Origin of the sequence: Sphingomonas sp. TREG-RG-20F-R18-01 (genome assembly GCF_022662475.1) — a bacterium.
Lineage (GTDB): Bacteria > Pseudomonadota > Alphaproteobacteria > Sphingomonadales > Sphingomonadaceae > Sphingomonas.
This window is the reverse complement of sequence record NZ_JAKNQQ010000004.1, coordinates 228,261-239,707: the sequence shown is the minus strand read 5'-3', so window position 1 is coordinate 239,707 and position 11,447 is coordinate 228,261. Positions and strand designations below refer to the sequence as shown.

Annotated in this window: 11 protein-coding genes; 8 read left to right on the top strand and 3 right to left on the bottom strand. The window is 68.8% G+C overall.

Going from position 1 to position 11,447, the window contains the following annotated elements; all coding sequences use genetic code 11:
- The 3 genes from secF (at nucleotide 1) to L8K25_RS13325 (ending at nucleotide 2,621) form a co-directional block, all read left to right on the top strand.
- Nucleotides 1–954: a protein translocase subunit SecF gene (gene secF, locus L8K25_RS13335; protein ID WP_242139478.1), complete on the top strand. Its 954-nt coding sequence runs from the start codon at nucleotides 1–3 to the stop codon at nucleotides 952–954.
- Nucleotides 954–1,334: an Mth938-like domain-containing protein gene (locus tag L8K25_RS13330; RefSeq protein ID WP_242139477.1), complete on the top strand. Its 381-nt coding sequence runs from the start codon at nucleotides 954–956 to the stop codon at nucleotides 1,332–1,334. The genes secF and L8K25_RS13330 overlap by 1 nt, the downstream gene beginning before the upstream one ends.
- A gap of 105 nt (nucleotides 1,335–1,439) precedes the next feature.
- Nucleotides 1,440–2,621: a DUF3089 domain-containing protein gene (locus L8K25_RS13325; protein WP_242139476.1), complete on the top strand. Its 1,182-nt coding sequence runs from the start codon at nucleotides 1,440–1,442 to the stop codon at nucleotides 2,619–2,621.
- On the opposite strand, the gene L8K25_RS13320 is transcribed toward L8K25_RS13325, so the two are convergent.
- Together L8K25_RS13320 and L8K25_RS13315 are read right to left on the bottom strand one after the other, a co-directional pair.
- Entirely contained in the window at nucleotides 2,607–3,779 is a 1,173-nt protein-coding gene (locus L8K25_RS13320; RefSeq protein ID WP_242139475.1) for a glycosyltransferase, read from the bottom strand. The genes L8K25_RS13325 and L8K25_RS13320 overlap by 15 nt on opposite strands.
- A gap of 400 nt (nucleotides 3,780–4,179) precedes the next feature.
- On the bottom strand, nucleotides 4,180–5,004 hold the full coding sequence (locus tag L8K25_RS13315; protein ID WP_242139474.1) for a class I mannose-6-phosphate isomerase: 825 nt from the start codon (nucleotides 5,002–5,004) through the stop codon (nucleotides 4,180–4,182).
- Nucleotides 5,005–5,174: 170 nt separating this feature from the next.
- Here L8K25_RS13315 and L8K25_RS13310 point away from each other — a divergent pair, with 170 nt between their 5' ends.
- The gene (locus L8K25_RS13310) at nucleotides 5,175–6,119 is read left to right on the top strand and encodes an outer membrane protein assembly factor BamD (protein WP_242139473.1); all 945 of its coding nucleotides are present in this window, start codon (nucleotides 5,175–5,177) and stop codon (nucleotides 6,117–6,119) included.
- 83 nt (nucleotides 6,120–6,202) lie between these two features.
- Nucleotides 6,203–7,867 carry a DNA repair protein RecN gene (gene recN, locus L8K25_RS13305; protein ID WP_242139472.1) on the top strand — a complete coding sequence of 555 codons (1,665 nt, stop codon included), beginning with the start codon at nucleotides 6,203–6,205 and terminating at the stop codon, nucleotides 7,865–7,867.
- A 133-nt stretch (nucleotides 7,868–8,000) separates the two neighbouring features.
- On the opposite strand, the gene L8K25_RS13300 is transcribed toward recN, so the two are convergent.
- On the bottom strand, nucleotides 8,001–8,321 hold the full coding sequence (locus L8K25_RS13300) for a hypothetical protein (RefSeq protein ID WP_242139471.1): 321 nt from the start codon (nucleotides 8,319–8,321) through the stop codon (nucleotides 8,001–8,003).
- 365 nt (nucleotides 8,322–8,686) lie between these two features.
- Here L8K25_RS13300 and L8K25_RS13295 point away from each other — a divergent pair, with 365 nt between their 5' ends.
- The 3 genes from L8K25_RS13295 to ligA are packed head-to-tail and all read left to right on the top strand — an operon-like array spanning nucleotide 8,687 to nucleotide 11,369.
- On the top strand, nucleotides 8,687–8,893 hold the full coding sequence (locus L8K25_RS13295; protein ID WP_010164742.1) for a cold-shock protein: 207 nt from the start codon (nucleotides 8,687–8,689) through the stop codon (nucleotides 8,891–8,893).
- Between the two features lie 41 nt (nucleotides 8,894–8,934).
- Nucleotides 8,935–9,195, top strand: a complete 261-nt coding sequence (locus tag L8K25_RS13290) for a hypothetical protein (protein WP_242139470.1) — start codon at nucleotides 8,935–8,937, stop codon at nucleotides 9,193–9,195.
- A gap of 38 nt (nucleotides 9,196–9,233) precedes the next feature.
- On the top strand, nucleotides 9,234–11,369 hold the full coding sequence (gene ligA, locus L8K25_RS13285) for an NAD-dependent DNA ligase LigA (protein WP_242139469.1): 2,136 nt from the start codon (nucleotides 9,234–9,236) through the stop codon (nucleotides 11,367–11,369).
- Nucleotides 11,370–11,447 lie beyond the last annotated feature (78 nt).

Sequence of the window (11,447 nt, the reverse complement as noted above, 5' to 3'; positions counted from 1 at the left end):
ATGCGCCTGCTGAAAATCGTTCCCGACAACACCAACCTCCCCTTCGTCTCCCTGCGCAAATGGGCGTTCGGGCTGACCCTGCTGCTGTCGATCGCCGCGCTCGCGCTGGTGTTCACGCGCGGGCTCAACCTCGGCGTCGACTTTGTCGGCGGCCTGATGATCGAGGAGAAGTTCGCAACGCCGCCATCGCTCGACAAGCTGCGCGCGACGATCGACCGGCTCGAGCTGGGCGAGGCCCGGCTCCAGACCGTCGGCAATGACAACACCATCTCGATCAAGCTGCCCCCACCCAGGAGCACCGACGAAGGCGCCGCCAACCGCATCGTCCAGCAGGTCCAGGTCGCCGTGACCCGCGCCTTCCCTGACGCACGCTTCTCGCGGCAGGATTCGGTCAGCGGCAAGGTCTCGGGCGAGCTGATCTGGAAGGGTATCCTCGCGGTCGTGCTCGCGGTCGTCGGGATCGGCCTGTTCGCGATATTCCGGTTCGAATGGCAGTTCGGCGTCTCGACCGTCGTCGCGATCGTCCACGACGTGCTGATGACGCTCGGCTTCTTCGCGCTCAGCGGGTTCGAGTTCGACCTCAACATCGTCGCCGCGGTGCTGACGATCATCGGCTATTCGATCAACGACAAGATCGTCATCGACGACCGCATCCGCGAGAACATGCGCCGCTATCGCAAGATGGACATGTCGGGAATCGTCGACCTGTCGGTCAACGAGACACTGCCGCGCACCGTGATGACCTCGGTCACGATCCTGCTTGCCTTGTTCGCGCTGCTGATCTTCGGTGGCCCGGTGCTGCGCGGCTTCACCGCGGCGATGATCCTCGGCATCTTCGTCGGGACCTATTCGTCGATCTACGTGTCGTCGTCGCTGCTCATCTCGCTCGGCCTGCGCCCCGATCCGAGCATCGCCGAGCCGGTCGCGCCTGCAAAGCCGGTCAAGCCGCGCTGATGCAGATCGACCGCGCGAGCGGCAGCGGGCCGGCGATCACCGGCTTCTCGCCCAACGGCTACAAGGTCGAGGCGGGGACGTTCCGCGGCGTCTATCGCGCGCTGACCATCACGCCCGATAGCGTCGAGGAATGGGATGCGCCGGCGTTCGACGCGCTGTCGCCCGAGTCGCTCGCCGACCTGCTCGCGGGCGATCCGCGGCCCGAGTTCCTGCTGCTCGGCACCGGCGCGACGATGCGCCGCCCCGCCCCCGCCTTCGTCCGCGCGCTCGAGGCGCGCGGCATCGGCGTCGAGGCGATGGACAGCCGCGCGGCGGCCCGTGCCTGGGCCGTGCTGCGGGGCGAGGGCCGCTGGGTGGTCGGGGCACTCTATCCGCTTTGATCGGCTGACGCGCCGCGCTATTGGTTTGCAGGATACGCGCCTGCGTGCGCCGCGCGGAGCGGCTACGCTTGCGACGGCAGCGCAAACGGGTCGGGGACAAAATCGATGAAATCGCTTGCCGCCATTCTGCTGGCCACCGCCGCGCCGACCGTCGGCGCCGCGCAAGCGCCGGCCACCGCATCCGCCGACACCACCCCGAAATACGAAAGCGCCGACGCCTGGCTCTGCCGCCCCGGCCGGGTCGACGCCTGCGCGGCGAACCAGGACGCGACGATCATCCGCGCCGACGGATCGCGCTCGATCGAGCATTTCGCTCGCGACGAGTCGCCGAAGTTCGATTGCTTCTACGTCTATCCCACCGTCTCGCTCGACCCCACGCCCAGCAGCGACCTGGTCGCGGGGCGCGAGGAGCAGGTCGTCGCCGCATTCCAGGCCGGGCGCTTCGCCAAGCATTGCCGGGTGTTCGCGCCGCTATATCGTCAGGTCACGCTGGGCGCGCTGCGCGAAGCCATGCTCGGCAAGCCGATGCGCGGCGACCGCGCCCTCGCCTACGCCGATGTGAAGGCGGCGTGGGACGAATATCTCGCCTATGACAACCATGGCCGTGGAGTTGTGCTGGTCGGGCACAGCCAGGGGTCTGGGATCCTCAAGGAGCTGGTCGCCAGGGCAATCGAGGGAACGCCGGTCCAGCGGCAGATCATCTCGGTCATCATCCCCGGCACCAACGTCGCGGTGCCCGCCGACCGCGACGTCGGTGGCGACCTCAAGTCTACGCCGCTGTGCCACAGCAACAAGGATACCGGTTGCGTCGTGAGCTACACCAGCTTCCGCGCCGAGGCCCCGCCGCCGTCCAACAGCCGCTTCGGGATCGTGCCGCAACCCGACATGGTCGCCGCCTGCGTCGACCCCGCCGCGCTCGACGGCAAGCCGAAGCCGACCGACGCCTATCTCGGCGCGCGCGGTGCCGGCCTCGCAAGCGCACCCCAAGGTCCGTGGAGCAACGACGGGGCGGCGGTGACGACCACGTTCGTCAAGGTGCCGGGGCTCCTCAGCACGCGCTGCGCGAGCAGCGGGCGGTTCCGCTATCTGGCGGTGACGACCAATGCCAATCCCGCCGACAAGCGCACCGACCATATCGTCGGCGACGTCGTGGTCGGGGGCAAGATCCTCGACGACTGGGGGCTGCATCTGGTCGACCTGCCGGTGGTGATGGGCGATCTGGTCGAGCTCAGCAACGATCAGGCGAAGGCGTGGCTCGCCAAGAATCCACCGTTACCCGCGGGCTGAAACCACGCCCGCGAGATGCGCGTGCAGCGCCGCGGTGTTGGCGGCCCAGGTGAAGCGGGTCGCACCCCGCCGCGTCGCGACCGAATCATGCGGCGCGGCCAGCACCGCCGCGATCCCGTCGGCAAAGTCCTGCGGCGTGCGTTCGACGATGCGGCCATAGCTCGGGTCGGTCAGCACTTCGCGCGCGCCGCCCGCGTCCGCGATCACGACCGGCGTCCCGCACGCCAGCGCCTCGACCCAGGCATTGGCGAGCCCTTCCGATTCGGACGCCAGCGCCATCGCATCGGCGGCACCGAGCAGCGCGGTCAGATCGGCATGCGGCACCGACCCGAGCAGCCGCACGCGCGCCGCCACGCCGCGCGCGGCGGCAAGCGCGGTCAGCGCCGCGCGCTCCGGTCCCTCGCCCGCGATGATCAGCGTCGCATCGGGCAGCGCGGGGAGCGCCTCGATCACCACGTCGTGCCGCTTGCGCCGGATCAGCGCGCCCAGCGAGACCACCAGCGGCCCGTCGACGCCCAGCGCCTGTTTCGCGGCGTCGCGGTCGCGCGGGGTGAAGCGGTCGAGGTCCACCCCGGTGTGGTGCACCCGGATCCGCTCCGCCGGCATGCCGAGCGCGATCATGTCGTCGCGCATCGCACCCGAGACCGCGAGCAGCCCGTCGGCGTGCTGCCCCGCCGCGAGCACGCGCGCGCGCGTCGCGGGCGTGGTGCCCCAATGATGAATGTCGGCCCCGCGCGCCTTGATCGACACCGGGACGCCGAAATGCCGCCCGAGGGCCACCGCGGCGGGGCCATCGGGGAAGAAGAACTCCGCATCGATCACGTCGAACGCAAAGTCGCGCCGCACTTGGCTGAGGAGCGGCAGCAGCGCGCGGGTGAGCGCGGGGACATGGAAACGGCCGCCGGTCCCCGGCACGGTCAGGAACCGCGGGCGACGGACGTCGAGGCCCTTCCACGTTTCCCCTCGCGGCACGGCGGCGAGCGGTGCGTAGTGCGTGGTGGAAGAGAGCGGCCAGGGTGGCAGGCCGACCGGCGCCACCACGCGCAGGTCGACGTCCGGGCGGGCGGCCAGTTCGAGCGTCTGGCGTTCGACGAACACGCCGAAATTGGGGCGCGTCGCGTCCGGAAACAGGCTGGACAGGGTGAGGACACGCAGCATCGATCCCCCGCTACCGGGTTTGTGCCATCGCGAAAAGCGGGTCGATCATGCCGGCGCGGTTCGGTGGAGGCTGGTGGGCGGTTGCGCCGAGACGTAGGGTTCGCGCCGCAAGGTGGCGGCCCCGGCCTGCGCCGGGGTGGCGGAGGATGCCCAAAACCCCGTCATCCCAGCGAAGGCGAGACCTCCGCGAAACCATATGTGTTCTCCCGCGAAGGCGGGAGTCCAGGAGTCGCGAGAACTGCAAGCCGTTGTCTTGCTTAACTTTGGATTCCCGCCTTCGCGGGAAAACACCAAACGAAACGTCCGTAAATTGACGTTCGCAGCGGTCTCGCGAAGGCGAGGGCCGCCAGGCGGTCTTCGCGACCACCGCCATCGCCCAGCCCTAACGCCACCGCAAGGCTCAGATCCGCTTCGTCGCCGGATACGCCAGCGCCAGATCGCTGCCTTCATCGGCATGGATCTCGCTCCGCCCGGTCAGCGTCAGGCATTCACCCGCCTTGAACGCAACGCCGTCCGCCACGCCAGCGCCCGTGAGCGGCACCAGCCACCCGGTCAGCCCCTCGGGCAGCTCCACCACGCGCGTACCGCCGGCAAAGCGCTCGATCACGAACTTCGGGCCTTCCGCGAGCACGGTGCGATCCTTGTCGTCCTGCGGCGGGGTCGGCAGCGGCACGAAGGGGACGGGATCGGAAACCTTGACCCCGGCATCGAGGTGCAGCTCGCGGTCGCTGCCATAATCGTACAGGCGATAGGTAAGGTCGACGTTCTGCTGGATCTCGACCAGCGTCAGCCCGGCGCCGATCGCATGGATCGTGCCCGCTTCGGAGTAGAAGAAATCGCCCGCCTTGACCGGCTTCCAGTCGAGCAGATGCTCGATCGACCCATCGAGCGAGGCCGCGCGCAACGCGTCCTTGGTCATCGGCTCGAGCGTGCCGAGCGCGATCGTCGAATCGGGTTCTGCGGCCAGGATGATCCACGCCTCGTCCTTGCCACGCGGATAGCCGGCCGCCTGGGCCGCCGCATCGTCGGGATGGACCTGCACCGACAATTTTTCGCTGGTGAAAAGATACTTCACGAGCAGGTCGGGTTCGCCCGCATGCGGCGTCTGGAACCATACCTCGCCGATCTTCTCGCCATCCGCGGGGGGATTGGCAAAGCCGGGCCACAAGGTGTGGCGACCCCAGGGCTTTTCGACGCGTTTGGTGGCGAGCAAGGTGGCGGTCACGGGATTGTTTCTCCTGAAGGGGATAAGGTCGCAAACGCAGCATTCGCGCGATGTGATCCGCGCGCGCAATGAAACGATCAAGTGAAAAGCGCCAGCCGGAACCGTGCGGGCGGGAAAGCGCAGTGAAAAGGATTGTTCGCGCCTCCACGCTTCGGCTAAGACCACCCCCGATGCGTACCCCCCATGCCCGCTCGCCCCTGTTTCGTGCCACAGCGCTCGCGCTGATCGCCGCTACCGCCTTCACCACCGCAGGCTGCGCGAAGCGTGGCAAATCCGACATTCCCTATGTCGCGCGCGATGTCGGCACGCTCTACACGGCGGCGCGCCAGCGGCTCGACCAGGGCGACTACAAGATCGCCGCCGCGCTGTTCGACGAGGTCGAGCGCCAGCATCCCTATTCGGTGTGGGCCCGCCGCGCGCAGTTGATGAGCGCGTTCAGCTATTATCTCGGGCACGACTATACCGCCTCGATCCAGTCGGCGCAGCGCTTCCTGTCGGTCCACCCGGGCAACCGCGACGCGCCTTATGCCTATTACCTCGTGTCGCTCGGCTATTACGAGCAGATCAGCGACGTGACGCGCGACCAGAAGATCACGCAGCAGGCGCTCGATTCGCTGGGCGAACTGACGCGCCGCTATCCCAACACCAAATATGCCGCCGATGCGCGGCTCAAGATCGATCTCGTGCGCGATCACCTGGCCGGCAAGGAAATGGAGATCGGCCGCTTCTACGAACGGCGCGGCCTGTGGCTCGCCGCCGACGGGCGGTTCCGCCGCGTGGTCGCCGATTACCAGACGACGACGCACGTCCCCGAGGCGCTGATGCGCCTGACCGAGACGTCGCTCGCGCTCGGCGTGCCGGACGAGGCGCGCAAGTCGGCGGCGGTGCTCGGCTCCAACTACCCGGGCACCACCTGGTACGAGCGCGCCTACAAGCTGTCGCAGGCGCATCCGCCGGTGACGGTCGCGGCGATTCCCGCAGGGCAGCCGATCGTCCCGCTCAACAGCGCGCCGAACATCCCGATCAAGACCAAGGAAATCAACCGCGATACGCGCGCCGCACCGGTGACGGGCGGATCGTCGACCAACCCGGGCAACCCCAACCCGGGCCAGTAAGCGCGCGTGCGGTCGATCCCGTCGTCGCTGGTCGCAAAGAACAATTCCGGAACGGCGCGCGATAGGCTAGAGGCGACGGCACGATGCTGATCTCGCTGGCCATTCGCGACGTCGTCCTGATCGAAGCGCTCGATTTGCACTTCGTCGATGGGCTGGGCGTGCTCACCGGGGAAACCGGCGCGGGCAAGTCGATCCTGCTCGACGCGCTCGGGCTCGCGCTCGGCGGACGCGGCGAGGCGGGGCTGGTGCGGCAGGGCGCGGCGCAAGCCGTCGTCACCGCGACCTTCGATACCCCCGCCCCCGACGGCGCGATCGCGGCGTTGCTCGCCGAGAACGGCTTCGACACCGAACCCGGCGAACCGCTGATGATTCGCCGCATCGTCAAGGCCGATGGCGGCAGCCGCGCGTTCGTCAACGACCAGCCCGCGTCGGCCGGACTGCTCCGCGAAATGGCGACGCATCTGGTCGAGATCCACGGCCAGCATGACGACCGTGGCCTGCTCAACGCCCGCGGCCACCGCGCCTTGCTCGATTCGTTCGGCCGGGTCGACGCCGCGCCGGTCGCGACCGCCTATCGGGCATGGCGCACCGCCGAAACCGCGCTCGCGACCGCGCATGCGACGATCGAGAGCGCCGTGCGCGACCGCGAATGGCTCGAGCACAGCGTCGCCGAACTCCGCGCCTTGTCCCCCGAGCCGGGCGAAGAAGAGGCGCTCGCCGAGCGCCGCCGATCGATGCAGCGTTCCGAAAAGATCGCCGCCGATCTCGCCGCGATCGAGCAATGGCTCGAAGGATCGGACGGCGGGCTCGCGCAGTTGCGCCAGGCCGCGCGCGTGCTGGAACGGGTTGCCGAGGATCACGAGGCGCTCGCCGAGGCGCTCGCCGCGATCGATCGTGCCGTGATCGAGGGGGCGGTCGCCGAGGAGCAGCTGCGGATCGCCAAGACCGACCTGTGGTTCGATCCGTCCGCGCTCGAGGACGACGAGACGCGGCTGTTCGAGCTGCGCGGGATGGCGCGCAAGCACCGCGTCCAGCCCGACGACCTTGCCGCCTTGGCCGCCGACCTCGAAGCCAGGCTTGCGGCACTCGATGCGGGTGAGGAGGGCCTTGCCGCACTCGAACGCAAGGTAGCGACCGCGCGCACCGACTTCGACCGTGCCGCCACCGCGCTGACCAAGGCGCGGACCGCCGCCGCCGAGAAGCTCGATGCCGCGGTGCGCGGGGAGCTGGCGCCGCTGAAACTCGATGCCGCGCGGTTCCGCACGGTCGTCGCGCCGGCTGCACCCGATGCCTGGTCGTCGGCGGGCAAGGACCGGGTCGAGTTCGAGATTTCGACCAACCCCGGTGCGCCGTTCGCGCCTTTGGTCAAGATCGCCAGCGGCGGCGAATTGTCGCGCTTCATCCTGGCGCTCAAGGTCGCGCTGGCCGAACGCGGCAGTGCGGCGACGATGATCTTCGACGAGATCGACCGCGGGGTCGGCGGCGCGGTGGCAAGCGCGATCGGCGATCGCCTGGCGCGACTCGCGACCGGCACGCAGGTGCTTGTCGTCACGCACAGCCCGCAGGTTGCCGCGCGCGGGGCGCAACATCTGCTGATCGCCAAGCGCCACGACGGGATCGTGACGCGCACCGGCGTGACCGCGCTGGACGACGCCGACCGCCGCGAGGAGATCGCGCGGATGCTGTCGGGCGCGGAAATCACCCCCGAAGCGCGCGCGCAGGCGGACCGGTTGCTGGAGACGGTCTAACCGTTACCCCGGCGAAGACCGTGGCCATCATGGTGTTCGCGGGACGGCGGATATGCGTCCAACCCAGCGGCCCCGGCCTCCGCCGGGGTGACGGGAAAAGCCCCCGCCCCCGCCCCTGACCCCGCCGACCACGTCAGAACGGGATCGTCACCGTCATCATCACGCGCTTGGCGTTCAGGCGCCCGGGGGTGGTGTACAGATTCCCCCGCACCCCCTTCCCCAGATCGACGCCGATCCCCGGGCCGCCCACCCCGGCATAGCGTTCGGGCAAGGGTCTCAGCCGGTCCTTGTCGGCGGCGTCGCGCTTCCCGCAGACCACGATGTCGCTGCCGGCTTCGCTCGCGGGACAGGAGGAGGGCCGCCACGGCGGTGGCAGGTCGACCGTCTTGCGTGCGTCCGCGGGTGGCCCGGACGGTGTCGCCAGTTGCAGGACGGCAAGGATCGGCAGGATCATGAACCGTTCTCCGTGCGGCCAGTGGTGCAAAGGCTATGGCAGAACGCCGCGGTCCGCAATCGCGCGTGAAGCAAAAGTCGCGACAACCCCGTAATAACCTGCTACACCGACCAAATCGCGTGAGTCCGCTCACAAGCATCGCGCGGCTGAGAGACGTCCCGCGCTCCCGCTTGTTACTCCGGACGCGCTTCGTGTTTCTCGCATTTTCCCTTTCAGGTCAGCCTGTTCGCTGCGGTTTTTCCGCGCGCGGCTGATCGAACGCCATCGGGTGCGCCGGCCGGGGCCGGACGACGCACTCGTCTTCGATCTCGGCCCCATCCGGATGCTGCCCAATCGGGGTACCGTCCGGGCTTAAGGAATACGTTATGGCTATCGGCACAGTTAAGTTCTTCAACGCCGACAAGGGTTATGGTTTCATCGCGCCTGAGGGCGGCGGTGGTGATGCGTTCGTCCACATCAGCGCAGTGGAAGCTGCCGGTATGGCAACGCTCGATCGCGACCAGCGCGTTTCGTACGAGCTGGAAGAAGATCGTCGCGGCAAGGTCTCGGCTGTAAAGCTCGCCCAGGCCTGATCGGTTTACGATCCGGGGGTGCCGCCGTCTCGGCGGCACCCTTGCTCGCTTCACGGTGGGCTCGTTCCTTTCATGCGTGGAGACCTCCGACGAACACTACAGCCCTGTTCTATCGCGATCGTGCCCGCCAGGCCGAAACCGATGCATCCGCCGCCACGCTCGACAACGTCCGCAGCCGCTGGTTGCGCGCCGCCAAGGCCTGGGACGAAATGGCGTCCCGCGCGGAAAAGACCGCCGAACGCCGCTCGACCAACGAAGAGGCCAAACACCTCGCCGAAATGGACTCGAGCGAAGACGATTGACTTGAAGTGCGCCGTGGCCCTCCGCTAGCGCAGGGGCCATGGTCGCCCCCCTTCCCCAATCCGACTCCGACGCCGCCACCGAACTCGCGCAGCTCGCCGACGAGATCGCGCGGCACAACCGCCTGTATCATACCGAAGACGCGCCCGAAATTTCGGATGCCGCCTATGACGCGCTGGTCCGCCGCAACGCCGCGCTCGAAGCCGCCTTCCCGCAGCTGATCCGCAGCGATTCGCCGAATACGCAGGTCGGTGCCGCGCCCGCCGCGCATCTCGCCAAGGTCGCGCATGCGCGACCGATGACCAGCCTCGACAATGCCTTCACCGACGAGGACGTTGCCGATTTCGTCGGCCGCGTCCGCCGCTTCCTCGCGCTCCCCGACGATGCGCCGGTAGAACTGACCGCCGAACCCAAGATCGACGGCCTCTCCTGCTCGCTGCGCTACGAGAAGGGCAAGCTGGTCCAGGCGCTGACGCGCGGCGACGGCCAGGTCGGCGAGGACGTCACCGCCAACGTCCGCCACATCCCCGACATTCCCGATACGCTGCCGGCGGGGTCGCCCGACGTCTTCGAGGTGCGCGGCGAAGTCTATATGGCGAAGGCGGATTTCGCGGCACTCAACGCGCGGCTGCTCACCGAGGCGACCGCGGCGGGCAAGGAGGCGCGCCAGTTCGCCAACCCGCGCAACGCCGCCGCGGGCTCGCTGCGCCAGAAGGACGCCGCGATCACCGCGACACGGCCCTTGCGCTTCTTCGCCTGGGGCTGGGGCGAGACCAGCGCGCTCCCCGGCGAGACGCAGGCGGCGATCGTCGAAGCGATCCGCGGCTGGGGCTTTCCCGTCGCCGAGGGTTTCGGACACGCCGCCACCACCGACGCCGCGCTCGCGGTGTACCGCGCGATCGAGCGCGCCCGCGCCGACCTGCCGTTCGACATCGACGGCGTCGTGTACAAGCTCGACCGGCTCGACTGGCAGGCGCGGCTCGGCACGGTCGGGCGCACCCCACGCTGGGCGATCGCGCACAAATTCCCCGCCGAACGCGCCGAGACCACCCTCACCGCGATCGACATCCAGGTCGGCCGCACCGGCGCGCTCACCCCGGTGGCGCGGCTCGAGCCCGTCACCGTCGGCGGCGTCGTCGTCACCAACGCGACGCTGCACAATGCCGACGAGATCGAGCGACTCGGCGCGCGCGTCGGCGACCGCGTCGTGCTGCAGCGCGCGGGCGACGTCATCCCGCAGATCGTCGCGGTGCTCACCCGCGACGCGGACCGTCCCGCCTTCGCCTTCCCGACCACCTGCCCCGAATGCGGTTCGCTTGCCGAGCGCGGCGAAGGCGAGGTCGTGGTGCGCTGCACCGGCGGGCTGATCTGCCCGGCGCAGCGGGTCGAGCGCCTGATCCACTTCGTGTCGCGTCATGCCTATGACATCAGCGGGCTCGGCCTCGTGCGGATCGAGGAGTTCTTCCGCGACGGGCTGATCGCCTCCCCCGCCGACATCTTTCGCCTTCACACGCACCGCGCGGCGCTGGTGACGCGCGAACGCATGTCCGAACTGGTGGTCGACAAATTGCTCGCCGCGATCGACCTGCGCCGCGAGATCGGGCTCGACCGCTTCCTGTTCGCGCTCGGCATCCGCCATGTCGGCGAGATCACCGCGCGCGACCTCGCGCGGCGCTATGTCTCCGCGCGCGCCTTCGCCGCGATGGTGCGCAGCGTGCTGCGCGTCCGGCGCGCGATCACGCCGGCGCTCGGCGAGAGCGAGGCCAAGTTCATCGTCCGCCGCGGCAAGGCGCTTGCCGCCGCGATCGAGACCGCCGGGATCGGCCCGGAGGTCGCCGACGCGCTGATCGAGTTCTTCGCCGAGGCGCACAATCGCGCGGTGGTCGCGGCGCTGCTGCGCGAAGTCCGCCCGCTCGACGTGGTCCACGAGACGCGCGATTCGCCGGTCACCGGCAAGACCGTGGTGTTCACCGGCAGCCTGGAAACGATGAGCCGGGACGAGGCCAAGGCGCAGGCCGAGTCGCTCGGCGCCCGAGTCGCCGGGTCGGTGTCAGCCAAGACCGATTTGGTCGTGGCCGGCCCCGGCGCCGGGTCCAAGCTCAAAAAGGCTGCCGACCTTGGCATTTCCGTCATCGACGAAACCGCCTGGGCACAGATCTTTGCCCAATCCAGGTGATGCTTTTTTGCAACGCACCATGAACGGATTGTAATCTTCCATTAAGTTCCCCCGAAATGTCATCCAACCGAAATATTT

Excerpts from the sequence above, each read along its gene's own strand:
- secF (WP_242139478.1), top strand. The coding sequence starts at position 1 with ATGCGCCTGCTGAAAATCGTTCCCGACAACACCAACCTCCCCTTCGTC.
- L8K25_RS13330 (WP_242139477.1), top strand. The coding sequence starts at position 954 with ATGCAGATCGACCGCGCGAGCGGCAGCGGGCCGGCGATCACCGGCTTC.
- L8K25_RS13325 (WP_242139476.1), top strand. The coding sequence starts at position 1,440 with ATGAAATCGCTTGCCGCCATTCTGCTGGCCACCGCCGCGCCGACCGTC.
- L8K25_RS13320 (WP_242139475.1), bottom strand. The coding sequence starts at position 3,779 with ATGCTGCGTGTCCTCACCCTGTCCAGCCTGTTTCCGGACGCGACGCGC.
- L8K25_RS13310 (WP_242139473.1), top strand. The coding sequence starts at position 5,175 with ATGCGTACCCCCCATGCCCGCTCGCCCCTGTTTCGTGCCACAGCGCTC.
- recN (WP_242139472.1), top strand. The coding sequence starts at position 6,203 with ATGCTGATCTCGCTGGCCATTCGCGACGTCGTCCTGATCGAAGCGCTC.
- L8K25_RS13300 (WP_242139471.1), bottom strand. The coding sequence starts at position 8,321 with ATGATCCTGCCGATCCTTGCCGTCCTGCAACTGGCGACACCGTCCGGG.
- L8K25_RS13295 (WP_010164742.1), top strand. The coding sequence starts at position 8,687 with ATGGCTATCGGCACAGTTAAGTTCTTCAACGCCGACAAGGGTTATGGT.
- ligA (WP_242139469.1), top strand. The coding sequence starts at position 9,234 with ATGGTCGCCCCCCTTCCCCAATCCGACTCCGACGCCGCCACCGAACTC.